20 protein-coding genes (1 of these 20 cut by a window edge) are annotated in these 22,271 nt (G+C 65.8%); 8 read left to right on the top strand and 12 right to left on the bottom strand.

Annotation, left to right across the window (positions count from 1 at the left end; all coding sequences use genetic code 11):
* The first annotated feature begins 50 nt into the window (after positions 1–50).
* Entirely contained in the window at positions 51–1,940 is a 1,890-nt protein-coding gene (speA, locus tag LG380_RS10610) for an arginine decarboxylase (RefSeq protein ID WP_225765040.1), read from the top strand.
* Between the two features lie 45 nt (positions 1,941–1,985).
* Here the strand turns inward: speA and LG380_RS10605 are convergent, their stop codons facing one another.
* The 8 genes from LG380_RS10605 to radC all read right to left on the bottom strand — a co-directional run bounded on the left by LG380_RS10605 (position 1,986) and on the right by radC (position 10,416).
* Positions 1,986–2,753, bottom strand: coding sequence for a DUF3944 domain-containing protein (locus LG380_RS10605; protein WP_225765039.1), 768 nt, complete (start codon positions 2,751–2,753; stop codon positions 1,986–1,988).
* 16 nt (positions 2,754–2,769) lie between these two features.
* Complete coding sequence (locus LG380_RS10600) at positions 2,770–3,714, bottom strand: GTPase (protein ID WP_225765038.1); 945 nt, start codon at positions 3,712–3,714, stop codon at positions 2,770–2,772.
* A gap of 53 nt (positions 3,715–3,767) precedes the next feature.
* Entirely contained in the window at positions 3,768–4,847 is a 1,080-nt protein-coding gene (locus LG380_RS10595) for a WYL domain-containing protein (RefSeq protein WP_225765037.1), read from the bottom strand.
* Between the two features lie 448 nt (positions 4,848–5,295).
* The gene (locus tag LG380_RS10590; RefSeq protein ID WP_225765036.1) at positions 5,296–6,045 is read right to left on the bottom strand and encodes a hypothetical protein; all 750 of its coding nucleotides are present in this window, start codon (positions 6,043–6,045) and stop codon (positions 5,296–5,298) included.
* Positions 6,046–6,135: 90 nt separating this feature from the next.
* Positions 6,136–6,888 carry an SDR family NAD(P)-dependent oxidoreductase gene (locus LG380_RS10585; protein ID WP_225765035.1) on the bottom strand — a complete coding sequence of 251 codons (753 nt, stop codon included), beginning with the start codon at positions 6,886–6,888 and terminating at the stop codon, positions 6,136–6,138.
* A 174-nt stretch (positions 6,889–7,062) separates the two neighbouring features.
* Positions 7,063–7,923, bottom strand: a complete 861-nt coding sequence (locus tag LG380_RS10580; RefSeq protein ID WP_225765034.1) for an SPOR domain-containing protein — start codon at positions 7,921–7,923, stop codon at positions 7,063–7,065.
* Between the two features lie 17 nt (positions 7,924–7,940).
* Positions 7,941–9,629, bottom strand: coding sequence for an arginine--tRNA ligase (gene argS / locus LG380_RS10575; protein ID WP_225765033.1), 1,689 nt, complete (start codon positions 9,627–9,629; stop codon positions 7,941–7,943).
* A gap of 112 nt (positions 9,630–9,741) precedes the next feature.
* Positions 9,742–10,416 (bottom strand): DNA repair protein RadC, encoded by a 675-nt coding sequence (gene radC, locus LG380_RS10570; protein ID WP_225765032.1) that lies wholly within the window; start codon positions 10,414–10,416, stop codon positions 9,742–9,744.
* Positions 10,417–10,512: 96 nt separating this feature from the next.
* On the opposite strand from radC, the gene coaBC reads away from it, so the two are divergent.
* Genes coaBC through LG380_RS10555 form a run of 3 tightly spaced genes read left to right on the top strand, consistent with a single transcriptional unit; the run spans position 10,513 to position 14,575 of the window.
* A complete protein-coding gene (gene coaBC, locus LG380_RS10565) occupies positions 10,513–11,769 on the top strand; it encodes a bifunctional phosphopantothenoylcysteine decarboxylase/phosphopantothenate--cysteine ligase CoaBC (RefSeq protein WP_225765031.1) in 1,257 nt (418 codons plus the stop codon).
* Entirely contained in the window at positions 11,766–12,239 is a 474-nt protein-coding gene (gene dut, locus LG380_RS10560) for a dUTP diphosphatase (protein ID WP_225765030.1), read from the top strand. The genes coaBC and dut overlap by 4 nt, the downstream gene beginning before the upstream one ends.
* 14 nt (positions 12,240–12,253) lie before the next feature.
* Positions 12,254–14,575: a phosphomannomutase/phosphoglucomutase gene (locus LG380_RS10555; RefSeq protein WP_225765028.1), complete on the top strand. Its 2,322-nt coding sequence runs from the start codon at positions 12,254–12,256 to the stop codon at positions 14,573–14,575.
* Positions 14,576–14,634: 59 nt separating this feature from the next.
* Here LG380_RS10555 and LG380_RS10550 read toward each other — a convergent pair whose 3' ends face one another.
* Both LG380_RS10550 and pyrE read right to left on the bottom strand, forming a co-directional pair.
* Positions 14,635–15,240, bottom strand: a complete 606-nt coding sequence (locus tag LG380_RS10550; RefSeq protein WP_225766573.1) for a hypothetical protein — start codon at positions 15,238–15,240, stop codon at positions 14,635–14,637.
* A gap of 69 nt (positions 15,241–15,309) precedes the next feature.
* Positions 15,310–15,966 carry an orotate phosphoribosyltransferase gene (gene pyrE / locus LG380_RS10545; RefSeq protein WP_225765026.1) on the bottom strand — a complete coding sequence of 219 codons (657 nt, stop codon included), beginning with the start codon at positions 15,964–15,966 and terminating at the stop codon, positions 15,310–15,312.
* A 107-nt stretch (positions 15,967–16,073) separates the two neighbouring features.
* On the opposite strand from pyrE, the gene LG380_RS10540 reads away from it, so the two are divergent.
* The 3 genes from LG380_RS10540 to LG380_RS10530 all read left to right on the top strand — a co-directional run bounded on the left by LG380_RS10540 (position 16,074) and on the right by LG380_RS10530 (position 18,700).
* Complete coding sequence (locus LG380_RS10540; RefSeq protein ID WP_225765024.1) at positions 16,074–16,874, top strand: exodeoxyribonuclease III; 801 nt, start codon at positions 16,074–16,076, stop codon at positions 16,872–16,874.
* The gene (locus LG380_RS10535) at positions 16,871–18,400 is read left to right on the top strand and encodes an MFS transporter (RefSeq protein WP_225765022.1); all 1,530 of its coding nucleotides are present in this window, start codon (positions 16,871–16,873) and stop codon (positions 18,398–18,400) included. Before LG380_RS10540 ends, LG380_RS10535 begins: the two co-directional genes overlap by 4 nt.
* Before the next feature lie 72 nt (positions 18,401–18,472).
* Positions 18,473–18,700 (top strand): hypothetical protein, encoded by a 228-nt coding sequence (locus LG380_RS10530; protein WP_225765020.1) that lies wholly within the window; start codon positions 18,473–18,475, stop codon positions 18,698–18,700.
* 12 nt (positions 18,701–18,712) lie between these two features.
* Here LG380_RS10530 and LG380_RS10525 read toward each other — a convergent pair whose 3' ends face one another.
* The gene (locus LG380_RS10525; RefSeq protein ID WP_225765018.1) at positions 18,713–19,843 is read right to left on the bottom strand and encodes an anhydro-N-acetylmuramic acid kinase; all 1,131 of its coding nucleotides are present in this window, start codon (positions 19,841–19,843) and stop codon (positions 18,713–18,715) included.
* 74 nt (positions 19,844–19,917) lie between these two features.
* Positions 19,918–21,342: a peptidoglycan DD-metalloendopeptidase family protein gene (locus LG380_RS10520; protein ID WP_225765016.1), complete on the bottom strand. Its 1,425-nt coding sequence runs from the start codon at positions 21,340–21,342 to the stop codon at positions 19,918–19,920.
* Between the two features lie 164 nt (positions 21,343–21,506).
* Here LG380_RS10520 and tyrS point away from each other — a divergent pair, with 164 nt between their 5' ends.
* A protein-coding gene (tyrS, locus tag LG380_RS10515; RefSeq protein WP_225765015.1) for a tyrosine--tRNA ligase crosses the window boundary here: on the top strand, positions 21,507–22,271 show its 5' portion. Its footprint extends 459 nt past the window's final position; 765 of the gene's 1,224 nt are visible here — the first part of the coding sequence; its start codon is at positions 21,507–21,509; its stop codon lies off the right edge, out of view.

The raw sequence follows: 22,271 nt of genomic DNA, 5'->3' as shown, positions 1-22,271 counted from the left end.
CCCGGCCAGACGTTAGAATGCGCGTCCTTTTCGTTCAGCCGAGCACCGTAATGACCGATTGGTCCCTCGACCAGGCCCGCAAGACCTACTCGATCCCGCACTGGGCGGACGGGTATTTCGACGTCGACCAGGCCGGTCATGTCGTGGTCAGGCCGACCGGTGCCGACGGCCCGGTGGTGTCGCTGCCGCAGGTGGTCGAGGCCGCACGCGCCGGTGGCGCCAAGCTGCCGCTGCTGGTGCGGTTCCCGGAAATCCTCGGCCAGCGCCTGGGCAAGCTGCAGTCCGCCTTCGCCCAGGCCCAGGCTGACTGGGACTACGCCGGCGGCTACACCGCGGTCTATCCGATCAAGGTGAATCAGCACCAGGGCGTGGCCGGCACGCTGGCCTCGCACGCCGGCGAAGGCTTCGGCCTGGAAGCCGGTTCCAAGCCGGAACTGATGGCGGTGCTGGCGCTGTCGCGCCCGGGCGGGCTGATTGTCTGCAACGGCTACAAGGACCGCGAGTACATCCGCCTGGCGCTGATCGGCCGCAAGCTGGGGCTGCAGACCTTCATCGTCATCGAAAAGCCCTCCGAGCTGAAACTGGTGCTGGAGGAATCGCGCGCGCTGGACGTGAAGCCCGGCCTGGGCGTGCGCATGCGCCTGGCCAGCCTCGGCGCCGGCAAGTGGCAGAACAGCGGCGGCGACAAGGCCAAGTTCGGCCTGTCCCCGCGCCAGGTGCTGGACCTGTGGAAGACGCTGCGTGACAGCGAGTACGCCGACTGCCTGAACCTGCTGCACTTCCACATGGGCAGCCAGATCTCCAACGTGCGCGACATCGCCAACGGCATGCGCGAGGCGACCCGCTACTTCGTCGAGCTCTCGCGCCTGGGCGCGAAGATCAGCCACGTCGATGTCGGCGGCGGCCTGGGCATCGACTACGAAGGCACCCGTTCGCGCAGCTACTGCTCGATCAACTACGGCCTGCACGCCTATGCCAGCAACATCGTGCAGCCGCTGGCCGAGGCCTGCGAGCAGCACGGCCTGCCGCAGCCGCGCGTGGTCACCGAATGCGGCCGCGCCATGACCGCGCACCACGCGGTGCTGATCGCCAACGTGGCCGAGGTCGAGCAGGCGCCGGAAGGCCGCGTGCCGGAGGCCTTCGACGACGAGCCGGCACCGATCCGCCACCTGCGCGAGATCCATTCCGAGCTTGACGTGCGCCCGGCGGTGGAGCTGTTCCAGGAAGCGCAGCACTTCCACGCCGAAGGCCTGAGCGCCTACGCGCTGGGCCAGATCGACCTGGTCGCCCGTGCCCGCATCGACGACCTGTTCTATGCGATTGCCCACGGCGTGCGCGCGCGCCTGAGCCACGAGGAAAAGAGCCACCGTCCGATCCTGGACGAGCTCAACGACCGCCTGGTCGACAAGTATTTCGTCAACTTCTCCGTGTTCGAATCGATCCCCGACGTCTGGGCGATCGACCAGGTGTTCCCGATCCTGCCGATCCAGCGCCTGGACGAGCGCCCGGACCGCCGCGGCATCATCGCCGACATGACCTGCGACTCCGATGGCGTGGTCAAGACCTACGTCGAGAACGAGTCGCTGGACACCTCGTTGCCGGTGCACAGCCTCGGCCACGGCGAGAGCTACCTGTTCGGCTTCTTCCTGGTCGGTGCCTACCAGGAGATCCTTGGCGACATCCACAACCTGTTCGGCGACACCGACGCGGTGGAAGTCATCGCCGACGCCGATGGCTGCGTGATCACCCAGCAGCGCCGCGGCGACACCACCGACGTGATGCTTGATTACGTCGGCTACAAGCTCGATGACCTGCGTGCCGCCTACAAGGCGCGGGTGGCGGCAGCGGATCTGTCGTCCGAGCGGGCCACCGAGCTGGATGCGGCACTGGAAGCGGGGTTGACCGGCTATACCTACCTGAGTGATGAGCCGTTGGTGTGATAAAAATCAGGGGCTGTATTGGACAGCCCCTGCTTGGCATTGATCTCAGAGTTGGGAATTTATTTCTTCCATAAGGCCGTTGCGTTCGGTCTCATATTTCTTCCGGAGAAGAGCAACCTGGATTGCAGCGGGCAATGTGACCCGGAATGCCGGTCCTGCAATGTCAATTGCTGTCCAAGCGCTTGTCAGTGCCCAGCCTACAGGTCCGGTTAGAACTGCAGCTGTCCTCATTAACGCAGCATTCCCTGCCAGTGCAAGGCCTTTTCCTAAAATAGCTTTGCTTACTGCGTTGGCGATAATAAGGGTCAGTTGGAATGACTTGAATCCGCCGGCTTTGAAAATAAGTTGTGCTGCCCCTGTCAATGCGACAGGGGTGAGGTTTTTAAGGTTTGTGACGCCAATGATTTTTGCGAATTCAGAACGCTCGGATTCAGTCATCTTTTCAATGGCGTCCCCAAGAAGCCTTTGCAGGATTTTGTCTTCGACTTCCAGTGCGCTGTCGCTCTTTTTTACATCCTTAATGCTCGCTTTTTCTGCCACGTCACAAAGAATTTCATGGTAGAGGACGCCTTTTCCACCGCGCAGGACTGTCATCAGGCTGTTTGCGCCAAAACACTGAAGTTCGGCAGCAATCAGCTGCCAGTACTTGGCGTGGTTTGGATAATATGCTTTGTAGGAAGGGTTGCCTGTAAGCTCTTCGGTCCAGAGATTTTCTCCATCCTTGTCTTTGGTTAATGTTTCGACAAGGTCATGGAGATCCTCGCTTGTCATTTCGGCAAGGAATTCGAGATCGGGGTCGTAGCGGTATGCCATGATGGTCTACTGTCCTTTATTTTTTCTTGAATAGTGACCAGATAAAGCGGGCGGCCATTGTCAGGTTCTCAGGCTTTGTTGCCTCTTTTTTGGCCCAGTCGCCAATATCTTTGGCGACTTCGCCTGCCCAATCCATGAAGGAAGAGAGGATCGATTTTTCTACCTTTTGCTGATAGTTTTCCTTGTTGTCATTGTGCCGAAAGTTTGCTTCGTCTTGGTTGATGTGATCGGCAATGACGGCGCGTTTCTTTTTTGGCAGATGCTCAAGTATGAAGCTGAGTAGTTTTGTCAGGTTGTAGGGCTCGGAAAGACGCTCGCCATTAATAACGCATCCGGCCGAGTAGTAAATGGGTTCTACATCCAGATCGGCTCCCTCTTTGACGCGTGAACGGACTACTTCGACCACGTTGTCAAGATGTTCCAGAAGTTTCTCTTCTGGTCGGTTTTCAAACTTGTTCCAATAGTGTCCTTTCATTGCCTGATCGGCTTGGTTCAGGCCAATCAAGAGGCGGTCATGATCAAATGAATTCAAGTTCGGTTTGATGACGTCCTTTATGAGTTTGTAAGCCGAGCCGAAGTCGCGACTGCCTGCATCCAATATCAGGAATACAAGGTCGATCAGTGGCTTACCCTTGTCATCCAGCTTGCGAAGGGCCTCAATGATTTTCTTGCTGTGTTCGTCGTCTTTTTCTGGACTATCGCCCAGGCCCGGGGAATCCCAGATGATGAGGTTTTCGTTGAGTTCGTACTTGTTGATTTCCATGGTTTCTGGACGTGCTCCGTCACCCACCTCTGGATTTCCATTGTTTTTCCCATCGCTTTCGAAAATGGCCTTGATGGTTGAGCTTTTGCCGACACCGGTGCCGCCAACAAGAAGTACATTGACTTTTGTCCTGCGGATTTTGCTCAAAATATCATTGAGCTGTTCGGCTGGTAAATCTTTAAGGATGTTGTAGTCCATTTTAATCGGTCTTTTTTGGCTTTTTGGTGGGTTGTGCAGCTGAGTTTATTAATTCAATTGTTAATATTTAAGATTCTTTCTTTGGTGTAGGCGGATTGAATCCTTTTGGCTTTTCCGATAACTGTAGATTTTAAATACATTGGCTCATGGATGATTAAGTGTTCTCCGAGGCCAAATAGCCACAAAAGTGTTTCTTGGTCATTTGGCACATGGGCGGTTAGTCGCAGCCAATCATTTCTAGGTAGTGAATCCAAAGTCTGGTCTTCACTGAGTGGGGTTTCCTGCAAAATTTTCGCAGTATCCGGATGTACGTCGGCTATCAGCTCCACCATTCCTTTTCCCTGCCTCGGGGTAAAGGCCGCGGTTGGCAGATAAGCCCCCATGTCGAAGTCGCCATCGTGAGCACTTTTTTGCAGCACCAGCACCCGCTGGATGCGATGCAATGCGAAATGCCGGATGTCTGTGTAATCACCGACGCTGGCAATCAGGTAGGTGGCGGGGCCGCGTGACACCAGGCCCTTGGGGTGCAGGGTCATGGTTTTGACTTCACCCTTGACCCGGCTGAAGTAATCCACCTGCAGTTGGCGCTGTTCGAGCACGGCGGTGGCGACGTTTTCCCAGACTTCCGGGGCGACCACGGCCGGCAGCAGGGCCTTGCCGTTAGGCAGGCTGCGTACGCGGTCCAGCCAGCGCGCATGCTTGCTGCCCTCGCGTCGGCTCAGGGTCTGCCGGGCTTCGGCAAAATGCGGCTCCAGTTGGCTCAGTACGCCGGGCGGCAGCAGGTGGCGCAGGTGGCCTTCGCACAACTGGAAGGCCATGGCCTCGGCTGAACTCATCACCGGCAGGCCAGGGCGTGCATGGGGTTGGTAGCTCCAGCGGAAAGGCCGCTGCCTGGCTATCTCTGGATCCGGATCGTCCTTGCTGCACATCAGGTCGAATTGCTGGCTGAGCTTCCCGTCCAGATCTCGCTGCAGGGAACGTAGGCTGATTTTAAAGCCCTCGCCGCCCAGTGCAGAGTGCAGCTGCACCGTGGAAATGCTGCTTGGATATCGTGGAATCAGACGCAGCAGGACGAGCGTCCGCAGTAATGCATCGCTCTTGTCAGACCTCTTGTTTTCAGCGACCGGGCTCAATGTTGGAGCCCCGGGGTATGGCCGCAGGGCAGTTGAGGAAGTGCGCAGCGGCTTCCAACCGGCTGCCGCGCCGTCTTGCAGTTTCGCTCTGGCTGGGGTGCATTCAACACATCCATGGTCAAATCCAGTTGTCCTTGATGGGGGGATCCCCGTTGCGGCGGGGATCAGATACTGCCGGGTATCGTGGATAACGGCTAGGTTCGCCCTTTCTTTAGCGCCGGCGTGCATCAAGGCGTGATATCGCCCGTCAGCCAGAGTTTGAGTGCTTCCAGACGGGTCGCCGGGCGCTCTTTGAACACGGCTCCGTCGCAAACGCAACGGTGGAGTGCCTGCAAGTCATGGGCATGGCGACCCATGTGCGGGGGCTTGAGTCGGTAAGTGGTTTTCCACCCGCAGAATCCACATACGAGCGTCCGGGGCGTGAGCATGTCTTTCTGGTCCACGCTGCTCATCGGGACGCTCCCTTGTGGAGCTTTTCAACGTAAGTCGCCAATCCCAGCAGCGCCAATCCATACACGACTACCCCACCTACGATCTTGAACATGCCGGTCTCCTTGGTCTCGCACTTCGCGGTGGGAGGATTTTTCGCCAGGCATGCGACAAGGCGTGTCGCTTGGTCGAGCCGGAGAGCAAATGGAGGGCTGATGGAGTTTTTCGTAGGCACGAATGAAAAAGGCCACAACATCGTCGCGGCCTTTTTCTCTTCTACTTTGCGCGATGCCCGTGGCCGCAGCGCCGGGGGGGCGGATTTCAGTCGGCGGAGGGCAGTCCACGCCTTCCAGGTGTCGATCACATCGCCCTCGCGGCAACGCAGGTTGGCGACCTGGCGACCACGCACCTCGACGTGGATGCCGTACTCGAACTCCAGCTCGTCGGCCAGGCGGTCGAAGCTGGAATACACGGTGTAGCTCGTATCTCCGTTGGGGAGGGTGACCGAATAGGTGGTGGTGCGGCCGACGCCGGGCCATTGCCAGGTCGAAGCGCGCTGGCGCGGGACGTCCAGTGACATTTCGGGCGGCTTGTCCGGGCGGCCGAAACGGTAGTTGATCGTCTTGCCGGCATCGCAGACCTGGACCTGCTTGCCGTTGCCGGTCGTGCACGCAAACAGCGTGTCCTGCCCGGCCGGGCAGGTGGCCTGGGCCTGCGCCTTGGCGGCGCCGAGGGCGAGCAGGATCAGCAGGGAAAGTCGGGCACGCATGCGGCTGGCTCCGTGTCGTCGTCAGCCGCGCAGCGTGGCACATCGCGTGCCCGGCAACCCTCCCCCGAGATGGGGGAGGGCAAAGGGAACTCAGCCCTGGCGGGCGACCTGGAAGCCGGCGAACGACTGCGTGGTGGGCATGATTTCCAGGCGATTGATGTTCAGGTGTGGCGGCAGCGTTGCCACCCAGAAGATCTGCTCGGCGATGTCCTCGGCAGTCATCGGCTCTGCGCCGGTGTAGAGACGGTCCGAGGCGGCCTGGTCGCCGTGGGTGCGTACCAGGGTGAATTCGGTTTCGGCCATGCCCGGCTCGATCGTGGTCACACGCACGCCCGTGCCATGCAGGTCACTGCGCAGGCCCAAGGAGAACTGGCTGACGAAGGCCTTGGTACCGCCGTAGGTGTTGCCGCCGGGGTAGGGGTAGACGCCGGCCACCGAGCTGATGTTGATGATCGCGCCGCGGCGTTCGACCAGCTGCGGCAGCAGGCGGTGGGTCAGGGTGACCAGCGCGGTGACGTTGGTGTCGATCATGGTGCGCCAGTCCTGCAGGTCGGCGTACTGTGCCGGTGCGGTGCCCTGCGCCAGGCCGGCGTTGTTGACCAGCAGGTCGATGCCGCGGAAGGCCTCGGGCAGTGCCGCCATGGCCGCATCCATGGCCGCCTCGTCGCGCACGTCGAACGCGGCGGCATGGATCACGTCGCTGCCGAACTCGGCCACCAGCGGCTGCAGGCGCTCGGCGCGGCGACCGGTGGCGATCACGCGCCAGCCCGCGCTGGCGAGACGGCGCGCAGCGGCAGCGCCGAAGCCGGAGGTGGCACCGGTGATCAGGGCGGTACGGGTCATCAGCAAGGCTCCAGGAAGGTGATCGATCGATTTTCCTCCCGTTTGGCCATCGCTGCCAGTTCACCAATGCTCCAGGGCTGCGGGAGCCAACCACCGGTGTCCATACGCGGCCGAACGAAAAACGCCCGTTGCGGGCAATGGGCGTCTCGAGACGGAACCGACAGCCGAAGCGCGTTACTGCGCCTTGATCGCCATCGCCTGCATGCCGTTGCTGGCCAGCTTCTGCTTGGCTTCGGCCAGTTCGCCGGCGGTGCCGTACGGCCCCATGCGCACGCGGTACACCGTCTTGCCGCTGATCTGCGCCGATTCCACCCGGGCGGTGATGCCCATCATCGCCAGCTTGGCCTTGGTGGCTTCGGCATCGCCGGAGGCACCGAACGCACCGGCCTGCAGGATGTAGCGCACATTGGCTTCGGCAGCCGGGGCCGATGCCGCTGCCACGGCTGGGGCATCGTTGCCTGCCGCAGCGGCCGGTGCGGCAGTGGCCGGTGCCGGTACCGGTGCGGCGGTGGTGGTGGTCGCAGGCGTGGTGCTGGCGGCCACAGTGGCAGGGGCCGGCTCGCGCAGCGGTGCCGGCACCGTGGCCGGCGATTCGGGCACGGCCGGCGGCAGCGGGGCCGGTACCGGACGTCCTTCCAGTGCAGCGCGGGCACGCTGGGCCTCGTCACTGACGCGGCGCTGCTCCTCGGCCTTGGCGCTGGCGGCCAGTTCGGCGTCGGACATCTGCACTTCCTCGCCGGGCAGCAGCGTGTAGAAGTCGTACTGCGTGGCCGGCTTGGCCGGCTCGCTGGCCTTGGCCGAACGCGGTGCTTCCACCGCGGCATCGATGTCGGCGTCGGCCACCGGGGCAGGCTGCGCATCCGGGTTCGGCTGCGGGCCGACCCGAAGGAAGCCGTCGCCATCCTTCTTGAACACGTTGGGCGCAGCGAGGAATACCACGGCCGCGATCGCTGCACCGGCTACCAGCCACACCCAGCCCGGCGTGTCGCTGCCACTGTTGCGTCGCGCCTGGCTCTTGCCACGTCGTGCTGCCATTTACTGCATCTCCTCGCTTACATCTTTTCCGGGGCGCTGACGCCCAGGACATTCAAGCCGTTGGCCAGGGCCTGTCGCGCGGCACAGGCAAGGGCGAGCTTGGCGTTGCGCGCGGCAGCGTCGTCCACCAGCACCGGCGTCCCGTGATACCACGTGTGGAAAGCATTGGCCAATTCACGCAGGTACTGCGCAACCAGGTGCGGTTCCAGGGCCAGGCCGGCGGCCTCGACCACTTCCGGATAACGCGAAATCTCGTTCATCAACTCCAGCGAGGCGGTGTCGTCGAGCAGCGAAAGCGCGGCCAGGCCCTCGGGCTGGGAGTACACCAGGCCCTTCTCCTGCGCCTGGCGCAGCAGCGAGCAGACGCGCGCATGCGCGTACTGCACGTAGAACACCGGGTTGTCGTTGCTCTGCTGGCGGGCCAGGTCGATGTCGAAGGTCAGCTGCGAATCAGGCTTGCGCGCGATCAGGAACCACCGGGTCGCGTCGCGTCCGGCTTCCTCGATCAGGTCGCGCAGGGTGAAGTAGCTGCCGGCACGCTTGGACAGCTTCACTTCCTCGCCGCCACGCATGACGGTGACCATCTGGTGCAGCACGTATTCCGGCCAGCCCTTCGGAATGCCGACGTCCAGCGCCTGCAGGCCGGCGCGCACACGCGCCAGCGAGCCGTGGTGGTCGGCACCCAGCTCGGTGATCGCGCGCTCGTAGCCGCGCTGCCACTTGGACAGGTGGTAGGCCACGTCCGGCAGGAAGTAGGTGTAGGTGCCGTCGGACTTGCGCATCACGCGGTCCTTGTCGTCACCGAAGTCGGTGGAGCGCAGCCACAGCGCGCCGCCTTCCTCGTAGGTGTGGCCCGACTGCACCAGGCGCTCGACGGTCTCGGCGACCTTGCCGTCCGAATACAGCGAGCTCTCCAGGAAGTAGATGTCGAAGTCCACGCCGAACGCGGCCAGGTCCAGGTTCTGCTCGTTGCGCAGGTAGGCCACGGCGAAACGGCGGATCGCCTCGAGGTTCTCGACGTCGCCCTCGCCCACCACCTTGTGGCCTTCCAGGTCCACGGTGGCGCGGGCCAGGTAGGCGTCGGCCACGTCCTGGATGTAATGGCCGCGGTAGCCGGCTTCCGGCCAGCCGGCCTCATCGGGCTTGATGCCACGGGCGCGGGCCTGCACGGACACGGCCAGGTTCTCGATCTGCACGCCGGCGTCGTTGTAGTAGAACTCGCGCCTGGCGTTCCAGCCGTTGGCTTCCAGCACGCGGGCGATGCAGTCGCCGATCGCGCCGGCGCGGCCGTGGCCGACGTGCAGCGGGCCGGTCGGGTTGGCCGACACGTACTCGACGCCCACCGTGCGGCCGTTGCCAGACAGGTTGCGGCCGTAGTCGGTGCCTTCGCGGATCACGCTGGCCACTTCGCGCTGGAAGGCGCTCGGGGCCAGGTGGAAATTGATGAAACCCGGTCCGGCGATCTCCACGCGGCTGACGTCGTCGCTGTGCGGCAGCGCCTCGACCAGCGCCTGGGCCACGGCACGCGGATTGGTGCGCGCGGCCTTGGCCAGCAGCATCGCGGCGTTGGTGGCGAAGTCGCCGTGTTCGCGGGTCTTGGGCCGCTCGACCACGAAGTCCGGCGGCAGGGTGTCGGCAGGCAGGGTGCCGTTGGCGCGCAAGGCTTCGATGCCTTGGCCGATCAGGGCTCGGAGTAGGGGTTTCACGTCAGGTCTGCTTGAAGCGCGGAACTGGGCATTTTACCCGACCCGGCCGCGTACGGACCGGGGAACGGTTCAGTTGCCTGTCCACCGCCGCGGGGCCCGCCGCGCAAGGGCTTCAGAGCCAGCCGCGGGCGGCCAGCGATACTGGTGCGCCGTCGCCGATCACGAAATGGTCCAGCAGCCGGACTTCCAGCAGCCCCAGGGCATGGCGCAGGCGCTCGGTGACCGCGCGGTCGGCCGCTGAGGGCTCGGGGTTACCGGAAGGGTGGTTGTGGCCAACGATCACCGCCGCCGCGTTGTGCGCCAGTGCCCGCCGCACCACCTCGCGTGGATGCACCTCGGCGCCGTCGATGGTGCCGGTGAACAGTTCCTCGAAGGCCAGCGCCCGGTGCCGGGTGTCCAGGAACAGCGCGGCGAAGACCTCGTTCGGGCGGGGCCGCAGGCGCTGGGCGAAGTAGCGGCCGGCGGCCATCGGGTCGGTCAGGGTGGCGCCGCGCTCGAGGTCGGCGGCGAGGTGGCGCTGGCCCAGCTCCAGCGCCGCGGCCAGCTTGCAGGCCCGGGCCGGACCGAGGCCTGGCAGGCGGGCCAGGTCGCCGGGCTCGCGGTCCAGCAGGCGCCGCAGCGGACCGTGTTCGCGCAGCAGCTCGCGCGAGGTCTGCACCGCGTCGCGTCCGCGCAGCCCGGAGCCGAGGAAGATCGCCAGCAGCTCGGCGTCGGACAGCGAGCGCGGCCCTTGGGCGAGCAGCTTTTCGCGGGGACGTTCGGTGCTGGGCCAGTCGCGGATGTGCATATGGCGAATGTGCCGCTGCGCCCGCGGAATCGGCATCAGCCGCGCCAGACCCATCAGTTAAGCTAACGGCCCTTGTATGGGTAGGAATAACCCCACGTGACTGCCTCTTCCCCTGGTACCCCGGCCGGCGTGCGGCCGCTGGAAGGACAGAAGCTCCTGTTGTGCGTTGGCGGCGGCATTGCGGCCTACAAATCCCTGGACCTGGTACGCCGCCTGCGTGATGCCGGCGCGCAGGTACAGGTGGCCATGACCGAAGGGGCCCAGCAGTTCGTCACCCCGTTGAGCTTCCAGGCCCTGTCGGGCCACCCGAGCCGCACCACGCTGTGGGACAGCGCTGCCGAGCAGGCCATGGGCCACATCGAGCTGGCCCGCTGGGCCGACCGCATCGTGGTCGCCCCGGCCACGGCCGACCTGCTGGCGCGGCTGGCCCACGGCCATGCCGATGACCTGGTCACCACCCTGTGCCTGGCCACGACCGCGCCACTGACGGTGTGCCCGGCGATGAACCACCGCATGTGGCTGCATCCGGCCACCCAGGCCAACATCGCCCTGTTGCGCGAGCGCGGCGCCCAGGTGATCGGCCCGGAAGACGGCCCGCTGGCCGAAGGCGAGTCCGGCCCGGGCCGGCTCAGCGAACCGGTGGCGATCGTCCAGGCCCTGGCCGGGATCCGCGGGCAGGGCGCGGCGCCGGCGACCCCGGCTGCGCTGGCCGGACTGAAGGTCGTGATCAGTGCCGGTCCCACCTACGAGGACATCGATCCGGTGCGTTACGTGGGCAACCGCAGCAGCGGCAAGATGGGCTATGCCCTGGCCGCCGCCGCTGCCCGCCAGGGCGCCGAGGTGGTGCTGGTCAGCGGACCGGTGCAGCTGGCCACCCCGGCCGGCGTGCGCCGAGTGGACGTGCGCTCGGCCGCGCAGATGCGCGAGGCGGTGCTGGCCGCGCTGCCGGCCGACATCTATATCGGCGCCGCTGCGGTGGCCGATTACACCCCGCGCAAGGTGCTGTCGCAGAAGATGAAGAAGACCAGCGACAACACCACCCTGACCCTGGAGCTGGTGCGCACCGCCGACATCCTGGCCGAAGTCGCCACCCAGACCCAGGCGCTGAAGCTGGTGGTCGGGTTTGCCGCCGAAACCCATGATGTGGAGCGCTATGCGCGCGGCAAGCTCGCCGACAAGCGCCTGGACCTGATCATCGCCAACCAGGTCGGCATCAGCGGCAGCGGCTTCGAGAGCGACCAGAACGCGGCCGTGGCCTACTGGGCCGACGGCGAGCGTGCCTTTCCGGCCACCGCCAAGACCGAACTGGCCACGCAACTGCTGGAACTGATCGCAGAGAGGCTGCACGCATGAGCACGAATCCCGCACCGCAGCCCTTGCAGGTCAAGCTGCTGGATCCGCGCTTTGGTGATGCCTGGCCGCTACCGGCCTATGCCACCGAGGCCAGCGCCGGCATGGACCTGCGCGCGGCGATCGATGTGCCGATGACGCTGGCCCCGGGCGATGCCGCCCTGGTGCCTTCGGGCATCGCCATCCACATCGCCGATCCGGGCCTGTGCGCGGTGATCCTGCCGCGCTCCGGGCTTGGCCATCGCCACGGCATCGTGCTCGGCAACGGCACCGGCCTGATCGACGCCGATTACCAAGGCCCGCTGCTGATCAGCATCTGGAACCGCGGCCGGGAAAGCTTCACCATCGAGCCCGGCGACCGCATTGCACAGCTGGTGGTGCTGCCGATCGCCCGCGTGAGCCTGCAGGTAGTGGATACTTTCATCGACAGCGCACGGGGAACGGGTGGATTCGGCCATACCGGGGTGCGCTGACAGGGGATGTCAACATGAGCGATGCGAATCAAGGCAAGCGCGCCGGCGCGGACCTGGGACGTACGTCCAGGCTGCTGGCCGTCATGCTGTTGTTGCTGGCTGGATGGTTTGGCTGGAGCGCCTACAGCCAGTGGCGCAATGACGCCATCGGGGTGGCACTGGAAGAGGCGCGTGACGCCGCGGTCGTCGGCCTGCACCAGGCCATGACCGAACAGGCGGCGCAGATGACCAAGGTGCTGGCCCTCGCGGAAGTGAAAGCCGCGCTGGCCGGCGGCGACGCCGATGCCGCGGCCGTGACCGTGCGAGGCAACTGGCCTGGCGCCGAGGACGTGCAGGTGATGGCCAGCGCGCTGGATGTCGCCTATGCCGATGCCGCCAACTTTGGTTATTCGCGCCTGGCGCTGCTGGAAACCGCCCTGCGCGACCAGAAGCCGGTCGTGCGCGTGGTCCGTGACGCGGGCAGCCAGCGCCTGGGCGTGGCCGCCCCGGCCGAGCTGGGCAAGACCCCGGCGGTGGTTTACGTACGCCTGCCGCTGCAGCGGCTGACCAGCGTGTTTGACGGCATCCACTCCCCGGGCAGTGCCTATCTGGCGCTGCGCCAGGGCAACCACAACGTCGTCGAACAGGGCAATTCTGCCATCGGTGCCGGTGGTGCCGAGGCACTGGCGCGACCGGTCGGCGACACCGGCCTGCGCGTGGCCGCGGCCATGCCCGACGTCGAGCCGGGGCCGCTGGGCATGGGTGTGATTCCGTGCGCGATCGTGGCTGCGCTGCTGGCCCTGGTCGCGGTGCTTTTGCTGCTCGGGCCGGACAGGTTCGTGCGGCGCAAGAAGGTCGAGGTCGAGACCGAGACAGGCCCGACCCTGCGCGAGAGCCTGGAGCAGGAACCGCTGCCGGTGGCGGCCAGCACCCGGGTCGAGGGCAGCGACAGCGGCGTCGGCATCGAGGTGGCGCCGGGCATCTTCCGTGCCTACGACATCCGTGGCGTGGTCGGCAGCGAGCTGACTCCGGCGGTCGCCACGCTGATCGGCCAGGCCATCGGCAGCATGATGCAGGGCCAGGGACTGCGCGACATCGTCGTCGGCCGCGACGGCCGGCTGTCCGGCCCGGAACTGAGCGAGGCGCTGATCGAAGGCCTGCGCCTGGCCGGCTGCGACGTCATCGACATCGGCCTGGCGCCGACGCCGGTGGTGTACTTCGCCAGCTACCACCTGCGCGCGGGCAGCTGCGTGGCCGTCACCGGCAGCCACAATCCGCCCGAATACAACGGCTTCAAGGTCGTCATCGGCGGCGAGACCCTGTCCGGGGCGACGATCACCGAGATCTACCAGCGCATCAGCGAGGGCCGCCTGCACGTGGCCGCTCACCCGGGCAGCGTGCAGCAGCGCGAGGTCGATGCCGACTACATCCAGCGCATCGCCGATGACGTACAGCTGGACCGGCCACTCAAGGTGGTGGTTGATGCCGGCAACGGCGTGGCCGGCGAGATCGGCCCGCGCCTGCTCGAGGCGATCGGCGCCGAGGTCATCCCGCTGTACTGCGATGTTGACGGGACCTTCCCCAACCACCATCCGGACCCGAGTGATCCGCGCAACCTCGAGGACCTGGTGCAGACGGTCCGGCGCTTCGACGCCGACCTCGGCCTGGCCTTCGATGGCGACGGCGACCGCCTGGGCGTGGTCACCCGCGAGGGCCGGGTCATCTACGCCGACCGCCTGCTGATGCTGTTCGCCGCCGACGTGCTGCAGCGTAACCCGGGCGCGCTGGTGATCTACGACGTCAAGTGCAGCGGCAAGCTGTCCGACTACGTGCTGCGCCATGGCGGCAGCCCGCTGATGTGGAAGACCGGGCATTCGCTGATCAAGGCCAAGATGCGCGAGACCGATGCCGAACTGGCCGGCGAGATGAGCGGCCACTTCTTCTTCAAGGAGCGCTGGTACGGCTTCGACGACGGCCTGTATGCGGCCGCGCGCCTGCTCGAGGTGTTGGCCCAGCGCGAGGAGGAACCGTCCGAAGTGCTGGGCGAGCTGCCCGACAGCGTTTCCACGCCGGAGATCAAGGTGCCGGTCGAGGCCGACACCCCGCACGCGCTGGTGGGCCTGTTCATGGCCGCCGCGCAGGCCGAGGAATCGCCGTTCGCCGGCGCGCGCCTGTCCACCATCGACGGCCTGCGTGCCGACTTCAGCGATGGCTGGGGCCTGCTGCGTGCTTCCAACACCACTCCGGTGCTGGTGTTGCGCTTCGAGGCCGTTGACAACGCCGCGCTGGAACGGATCAAGGACCTGTTCCGCAGCCAGCTGCAGTCGTTGTTGCCCGGCATCGAAGCCGGGTTCTGATGGAATGAGGAAGGGCGGCCACTGGCCGCCCTTCCTGTTTCACGCGCGTCGATCCCGAATCAGGGGGTATCGGCGGCGGCAATGCCCTTGAGCAGGCGGTAGCGCTGCAGGGTTTCCTCGATCTCCGCATCCAACGCCACGCGCTGCTGCTCGAACGAGCGCTGCTGGCGCTGCTGTGCCAGCAGTTCGCGGTGCCGCAGGGTGATGTCCTCGGCCTGCTTGTCGGCCACCTTCTGCCCGGCCAGCTCGCGGTCGCCGGCATTGCGCAGCTGCGCCACCAGCGCCTCGCGCAGGCTGGCCACGTTGTAGCGTGCGGTCTGGATGTTGTTGTCGATGATGCCGATGCGCTCGTTGAACACGCGGCGCAGGGCGTCCTCGTTCTGGTAGGTGACCAGCATCGCCTGTTCGGTGCGGCGCCGGGTTTCCTCGGCGGCGCGGTCGGCACGCTCCTGGGCCTCGGCCACCGCCGCGGCCGCGCGTTCCTCGGCGGTGAGCGCGCGCTCGACCTCGGCACTGCGCAGGCCGCTGCGCGCGTTGAACTCGTCGCGCGCTGCATTGACCGCTTCCGGCGGCAGCGTGTCCGAGCAGATGCGCTGCCCGGCCTGGTCCCAGCAATACAGCTTCTTGTTCACCGTCTGGGCGGAGGCGTTGGCAGGCAGCGCCATCGCGGCCAGCACGGCCAGCCCCAGAACGCGTGGAGTGTTGCGGATCGGCATCATGGCAGCCCCCTGCTGTCAGCCAGACTGGATTCCGTAGCGGGCCCGGTAGGCCAGCAGCGGTTCGCGGAAGCCAACAAGTTCCGGGTTTCCGGAAGCGAATGCAAGCAGGTCGCCGAGGTTGGCCACGGCCACCACCGGGATGCCGGTTTCCTCGGCCACGGCTTGCGCGGCCGAGCGCGGATCCTGCTCGGAAGCCACTTCCTGGCGGTCCAGCGCGACCACGATGCCGGCCGGACGGCCACCGGCGGCGCGGATGATCGCCAGCGCCTCGCGGATCGCGGTGCCGGCGGTGATCACGTCATCCAGGATCAGCACACGCTTGCCGGCCATGTCCGCGCCGATCAGGGTGCCACCCTCGCCATGGTCCTTGGCCTCCTTTCGGTTGAAGGACAGCGGCAGGTCGCGGCCGCGGCGCGCGTATTCACAGGCTACAGCGGTCGCCAGCGGGATGCCCTTGTAGGCCGGCCCGAACAGCAGTTCGAACTCCAGCCCGGCCTCGTCGATGGCATCGGCATAGCAGGCGGCCAGGCCAGCCATGCGCAGGCCCGAGTCAAAGCGGCCGGCATTGAAGAAGTACGGGCTCAGGCGGCCGGACTTGAGGGTGAACTGGCCAAAGCGCAGCGCGTCGGCGCCCAGCGCAAGCTGCAGGAAACGGGTGCGGTGATCGCTCATGGATGCCGTCGCTCGTGCGGAAAGGCGTAAAGCGTAAAGCATGGCCCCCGGGAATGCTGGCCCGAGCGGTATGCTTTGCCGGTCTTTGCCCGGGTTTACGGTTTTCCATGCGCATCATCAGCTTCAACGCCAACGGCATCCGCTCGGCCGCCACCAAGGGTTTCCTCGACTGGTTCCGGCAGCAGGATGCCGACGTGCTGTGCCTGCAGGAAACCAAGGCCCAGGAATCGCAGCTGTCCGACCCGATGTTCCGTCCCGACGGCCACCACTGCTTCTACCGCGATGCCATCACCAAGAAGGGCTACAGCGGCGTGGCGATCTACAGCAAACGCGAGCCGGACGAGGTGCTGACCTCGCTGGGCTGGGCGCCGTTCGACGACGAGGGCCGCTACATCGAGGCGCGCTACGGCAACCTGAGCGTGGTCTCGTTCTACATTCCGTCGGGCAGCTCGGGCGAGCTGCGCCAGGGGTTCAAGTTCGAGGTCATGGAATGGCTGCGTCCGGTTCTGGACCAGTGGCTGCGCAGCGGCCGCGACTACGTGCTGTGCGGTGACTGGAACATCGTCCGCACCGCGCTGGACATCCGCAACTGGAAGTCCAACCAGAAGAATTCCGGCTGCCTGCCGGAAGAACGCGAGTGGCTCAACCAGCTGTGCGCCGACGCCGGCGACGCGCCGGACCCGGCCAGCGGCCGTGGCTGGAGCGATGCCTACCGCGTGCTGCATCCCACCGGGCAGGACTACACGTGGTGGAGCAACCGCGGCGCGGCCCGCGCCAACAATGTTGGTTGGCGCATCGATTACCAGTTCGTCACCCCGGCGCTGCGCGAGCGCCTGCGCGCCTGCTCGATCTACCGTGACGAGCGCTTCTCCGACCATGCGCCGTTCACCGTGGACTACGCCGAATGAGTGACAAGATGGTGGCGGCGCCGCATGGCCTGCCGCAGCGCCTGCGGCGGCTGTTCGTGATCCTGCTGCTGGGATTTGCCTCCGGCCTGCCGTTGGCGCTGACCGGCGGGGCGATGCAGGCCTGGCTGACCGTGGATAGCGTGGATCTGGTGACGCTGGGCTTCCTGGCGCTGATCGGCATTCCTTACACCTTCAAGTTCCTGTGGGCACCGCTGATCGACCGCTTCGACCTGCCGGTGCTGGGCAGGCGTCGTGGCTGGATCGTCCTGTTGCTGCTCGCCCTGGGCGCGATGTTGCTGCTGATGAGCACGCTTTCGCCCTCGCGCAGCCTGGGTGTGTTCGCCGCCGTGGCGGTGCTGGTGGCTTGCCTGTCGGCCACCCTGGACGTGGTCATCGATGCTTACCGCACCGACCTGCTGGAACCGGCCGAGCGCGGCCTCGGCGGCTCGCTGACCGTGCTCGGCTACCGGTTGGCGATGGTGCTGTCCGGCGGCATCACCCTGATCTGGGCCGAGCAGTGGCAGAGCTGGCCGCAGGTGTACCGGGTGATGGCCGGGCTGTCGGTGGCCGTGGGCGTGCTCGCCTTAGCCCTGATGCCGCCGCTTCCGGCGCGGTTCAAGGCGCCCGTGTCCCGGGCCGGCCACGAGCTGCGTGGCTTCCTGGCCCTGATCGCCGGCGTCGCGCTGGGTGCCTGGCTGGCGCACTGGGCGCTGGTGCTGATCGGGCTGGACCCGGACAGCAGCGACCGCTGGGTGCGGTTGGGTTTCGTGGTCACCCAGATCGTGGCAGGCATGACCGTGGGCCTGGGCGCCACCCGCTGGGTGCCGTTCGAAACGCTCAATGCATCGCTGCGCAGCTACTTCGGCATGCGTGGTGCGGGGGCGTTCCTGGCGCTGGTGGTGCTGTACAAGGTTGGCGACGCGTTCGCGCTGAGCCTATCCACGCCGTTCCTGCTCAAGGGCATTGGTTTCTCCCAGTCCGAGGTGGGCCTGGCCAACAAGACCATCGGCCTGCTGATGACCATCGTTGGCGCCATCGTGGGTGGGTTCTTCCTGCTGCGGGTACGGCTGTCGAACGCGGTGCTGGGTTTTGGCGTGCTGCAGCTGCTCTCCAACCTGGGTTTCTACGCGCTCGCGCGCGAGGGTGCTGGGGCGTGGGGCCACCTGACCCTGCCGGCGTTCAACCTGCTGATCGTGCATCTGGACGAGCCCACGCAGATGGACGGCCTGCTGCTGTTCGCGCTGAGCTTGGACAACTTCGCTGGCGGCATGGGTACGGCAGCCTTCGTTGCCCTGCTCAGTGGCCTGTGCGGGGCCCGGTTCTCGGCCACCCACTACGCCCTGCTGTCCGCCTTCGCCACCCTGGGTCGGGTGTTCGTGGGCCCGTTCGCCGGCGTGCTGGCCGATGCCTATGGCTGGCAGACATTCTTCCTGGTGTCGGTGGTGGTGGGCATCCCAGGCCTGGTGATGGCTTGGTGGCTGCGCCGCGAGGTGGATGCAACCACCCTGGCAAGGGTAGAAGCGTGAACTGCGTCCATTTGAAAGCCGGCGAGCCAGCTCCGATCATGGCCGGCCTTTGAAGAGCCAAGGGATGTCCTGATGCCCGACCTGATAGTGCGCGACGCCGACCCGTTACTGCTCGAGCGTATCCGCCGGGTTTCCGTGGCCCGGGGCTGGACCCAGCAGCACACCGTGACGGTACTGATCGAACAGGGGCTGTTCGTCAGCGAGCATGAAGTCAGCAGCGGCTTTGCAACGCCGGAAGTGGACGCGCTGTCCGAGGCGATCGCGGCCCTGAAGGCGCTGCCGGCCGGCTCGGATATCTAGGCGTTCGCAGGCTCAGGCCGGGTGGATCGCGCCCAGGATGCGCGGACCGCGAGCACCGGTGACGGCTTCCAGGTTCCCCGGCCGCCCTTCCAGGGTCTGGCGCGCCAGCCAGGCAAAGCCCATCGCCTCCAGGTAATCCGGATCCAGCCCAAGCCCGGCCAAGGATCCAATTGCGACCTGTGGCAGGTGCGCAGCCAGGCGCTGCAGCAGCACCGGGTTGTGCACCCCGCCGCCGCACACCAGCAGGCGGCGGGTATCCGGCTGCTGGGCGAGCAGGGCATCGGCCACGGTGAGCGCGGTCAGTTCCAGCAGCGTGGCCTGCACGTCGGCAGCGGCCCGGGCCTGTCCCCCAAGATGGCCGCGCAGCCAGTCCAGGTGGAACTGTTCGCGGCCAGTGCTCTTGGGTGGCGGTGAAGCGAACCACGGCTCGGCGCGCAGCCGCTGCAGCAACCCGGTATCCACCTGGCCACTGGCGGCGAAGGCACCGCCGCGATCAAAGGGCCGGCCCAGATGCAGCTGGCACCAGCCATCGAGCAGTGCATTGGCCGGACCGGTATCGAAACCGCGCACCGTTCCCTGCCGTGGAATCAGGGTCAGGTTGGCGATGCCGCCGAGGTTGAGCACGGCGCGATCCTCGTCAGCCGTCCCCAGCATCGCCAGGTGGAAGGCCGGCATCAGCGGTGCGCCGTGGCCACCGGCGGCCACGTCGCGGCGGCGGAAGTCGGCCACGGTGGTGATCCCGGTGAGCTCGGCGATGCGGTTGCCATCGCCCAGTTGCCAGGTGAAAGCCGGGTAGGAAAGGGGGCGATGGCGCACGGTCTGTCCATGCGAGCCGATCGCCCGTACCTGACGGGCTGCGATGCCAGTTTCCTCCAGCAATTGGTTGGCGGCCGCGGCGAAGGCGATCGCGACCTCCGCATCGAGGCGGCCGAGGGCGTCAAGCGAGGTGATGTCGCCGCCCTGGCCCAGCGCGATCAGCTCCTGGCGCAGCGCTGCATCCCATGGATGGGTCAGGCCGGCGACCAGCCGGCAGCGATTGCCGCCTTCGCCGAACTGCACGAGCGCCGCATCGATGCCGTCGGCACTGGTGCCGGACATCAGCCCCAGGAAGAGCGGGGCGGCAGGATCGAACGAAGGGGACATGGCGGCAGGGTCTGCAGAAGGACCGGGAAGCTTCGGTGCTTCCCGATCCGGGCGTCAATGCCGCAGGGCCGGCCTCAGCCGCGTTCGGCCCTGGCCGCGCTGGCCGGCTTGCCCGCCTCGGCGTAAATCAGCTCTTCCATGCCACGGATGCGGGCCATGGCTGGCGCGGTCTGTGCGCGGAAGGCGGCCAGCTGGGCGCCCTTGAGCGGCTCCGGCGGCGGCATGGTGACCGACAGCGGATTGCGATGCTGGCCGTTGACGCGGAATTCGTAGTGCAGGTGCGGACCGGTGGACATGCCGGTCGAGCCGACGTAGCCGATCACCGTGCCCTGGGCCACGCGCTGGCCGGTCTTGACATTGCCAAAGCGCGACATGTGGCCGTACAGCGTGGTGTGGCCGCGGCCGTGGTCCAGGATCACCACGTTGCCGTAGCCGCGCTGGGTGCCGGCGAACTGCACCCTGGCGTCACCGGCGGCCATGATCGGCGTACCGGTGCGGGCGGCGTAGTCCACGCCCTTGTGCATGCGCATCGTGCCCAGGATCGGGTGGCGGCGCGAACCGAAGTTCGAGGACAGGCGCGCGAACTGGATCGGGCTGCGGATGAAGCTCTTCTTCAGCGGCCGGCCGTCGATGTCGAAGTACTCGAACTTGCCATCGCGCTCGAAGCGGAAGCCGGTATAGGTCTTGCCGCCGGTGGTGAAGGTGGCTGCCAGGATCTTGCTGGCATCGATGCGCTCGCCTTCGCGCCAGGTTTCATCCAGCACCACGTTGAAGCGGTCGCCTGGCTGCACGTCCTTGGAGAAGTCGATGTCGTACTTGAAGATCTCGTCGGTCAGCGTGGCGATCGCCGATGGCGACAGGCCGGCGCGACTGGCCGAGGCATAGAGCGAGCTTGTGATCTCGCCGCTGGCCACCACCGTGCGCTTGGTGGTGACGCGCTCCAGTACCTTCTCCTCGATCCTGTCGCCCCGCAGCGCCAGCTCGACGCGCTGGCTGGGGCTGCGGTCGAAACGCAGGGTCCGCAGTTGGCCGTTGACCGGCAGGTCGAATGCGATCTCTGCCCCCGGGCGCAGGCGGGTCAGCGACTCGCGCACGCCGGGATGTTCAAGGATGCGGTGCATCACCGTGGCCGGCACGTTGACCTGTTCGAACAGTGCACCCAGGGTCTGCCCCGGCTTTACCTGCAGGATCTGCCAGCTGCTACCCGGAACTTCCTGCTGGCGCGAGGGGGACAGGGGCGGCAGCGGCAGCGGCAGCGTCGAGTGCGCCAGGCCCGTCGGCGCGTCGATTGAGTTGGAGAAACCAGGGACGATGGTGGCGGCCAGTGCGCCGATCGTCAGGAACAGACTGGCATGTATCCAGTGGCGGCGGTCCCAGCGTTCATTGAACGCAGCCGGGAGGTGTTGCTTGAGCTTGCGATGCAGGACGCTATCGTGGAGGACATTGAGGCGTTCGTGGAAACGCTGCTTGCGCACACGACCAAAATCGTTATTCGGCATCAGCTGGTCTCTGTCGGCCCTGAGCTCGGGCCCAAACGCCGGTAACATAGAGAGCTATGAAGAGCGCGTCAAACCCTTGAGCCCATTGGCTTTTGTGAAGCCGGTGCGGTTAACTTGCTCTTAACTTGTTCACATATCCTGACGGCTTTGCCGGGAGTTCTAGCGTGTCCTCCATTGAAGAAACCCTTGCCCTGATCGGCCGCGGCGCCGACGAGATCCTCAAGATCGAGGAGCTGCGCCAGCGCCTGGAAAGCGGCGTCCCGCTGCGGGTCAAGGCGGGTTTCGACCCCACTGCGCCTGACCTGCACCTGGGCCATACCGTGCTGCTCAACAAGCTGCGCCAGTTCCAGCAACTGGGCCACCAGGTGATCTTCCTCATTGGTGACTTCACCGGAATGATCGGTGATCCCACCGGCAAGAGCGCCACCCGCAAGCCGCTGACCCGCGAAGACGTGCTGGCCAACGCCGAGACCTACAAGGAGCAGGTGTTCAAGGTGCTGGACCCGGAGAAGACCGAGGTCCGCTTCAACTCCGAATGGTTCGGCAAGATGGATGCCGCCGATATGATCCGCCTGGCCAGCCAGCTGACCGTGGCGCGCATGCTTGAGCGCGACGACTTCGCCAAGCGCTATGCCGCCCAGCAGTCGATCGCCATCCACGAGTTCCTCTACCCGCTGGTGCAGGGCTATGACTCCGTCGCGCTGCAGGCCGACGTCGAATGCGGTGGCACCGACCAGAAGTTCAACCTGCTGATGGGCCGTGGCCTGCAGGAAGCGCATGGCCAGAAGCCCCAGATAGTGCTGACCATGCCGCTGCTGGAGGGCCTGGATGGCGTCCACAAAATGTCCAAGTCGCTGGGCAACTACATTGGTGTCAGCGAGCCGGCCATCGACATCGTCACCAAGACCATGAAGATCGGCGACGACCTG

It is taken from the genome of Stenotrophomonas sp. Marseille-Q4652, from assembly GCF_916618915.1.
Taxonomy (GTDB): domain Bacteria; phylum Pseudomonadota; class Gammaproteobacteria; order Xanthomonadales; family Xanthomonadaceae; genus Stenotrophomonas.
This window is presented reverse-complemented; position numbering and strand designations above follow the sequence as displayed.

Coding starts and splice junctions, on each gene's coding strand:
- LG380_RS10535 (WP_225765022.1), top strand. CDS start 16,871: ATGAGTGACAAGATGGTGGCGGCGCCGCATGGCCTGCCGCAGCGCCTG.
- LG380_RS10580 (WP_225765034.1), bottom strand. CDS start 7,923: ATGGCAGCACGACGTGGCAAGAGCCAGGCGCGACGCAACAGTGGCAGC.
- LG380_RS10590 (WP_225765036.1), bottom strand. CDS start 6,045: ATGCGTGCCCGACTTTCCCTGCTGATCCTGCTCGCCCTCGGCGCCGCC.
- LG380_RS10550 (WP_225766573.1), bottom strand. CDS start 15,240: ATGGCGCTGCCTGCCAACGCCTCCGCCCAGACGGTGAACAAGAAGCTG.
- LG380_RS10520 (WP_225765016.1), bottom strand. CDS start 21,342: ATGCCGAATAACGATTTTGGTCGTGTGCGCAAGCAGCGTTTCCACGAA.
- radC (WP_225765032.1), bottom strand. CDS start 10,416: ATGCACATCCGCGACTGGCCCAGCACCGAACGTCCCCGCGAAAAGCTG.
- pyrE (WP_225765026.1), bottom strand. CDS start 15,966: ATGAGCGATCACCGCACCCGTTTCCTGCAGCTTGCGCTGGGCGCCGAC.
- LG380_RS10605 (WP_225765039.1), bottom strand. CDS start 2,753: ATGGCATACCGCTACGACCCCGATCTCGAATTCCTTGCCGAAATGACA.
- LG380_RS10540 (WP_225765024.1), top strand. CDS start 16,074: ATGCGCATCATCAGCTTCAACGCCAACGGCATCCGCTCGGCCGCCACC.
- LG380_RS10530 (WP_225765020.1), top strand. CDS start 18,473: ATGCCCGACCTGATAGTGCGCGACGCCGACCCGTTACTGCTCGAGCGT.
- LG380_RS10555 (WP_225765028.1), top strand. CDS start 12,254: ATGAGCGATGCGAATCAAGGCAAGCGCGCCGGCGCGGACCTGGGACGT.
- LG380_RS10600 (WP_225765038.1), bottom strand. CDS start 3,714: ATGGACTACAACATCCTTAAAGATTTACCAGCCGAACAGCTCAATGAT.
- LG380_RS10525 (WP_225765018.1), bottom strand. CDS start 19,843: ATGTCCCCTTCGTTCGATCCTGCCGCCCCGCTCTTCCTGGGGCTGATG.
- LG380_RS10585 (WP_225765035.1), bottom strand. CDS start 6,888: ATGACCCGTACCGCCCTGATCACCGGTGCCACCTCCGGCTTCGGCGCT.
- speA (WP_225765040.1), top strand. CDS start 51: ATGACCGATTGGTCCCTCGACCAGGCCCGCAAGACCTACTCGATCCCG.
- dut (WP_225765030.1), top strand. CDS start 11,766: ATGAGCACGAATCCCGCACCGCAGCCCTTGCAGGTCAAGCTGCTGGAT.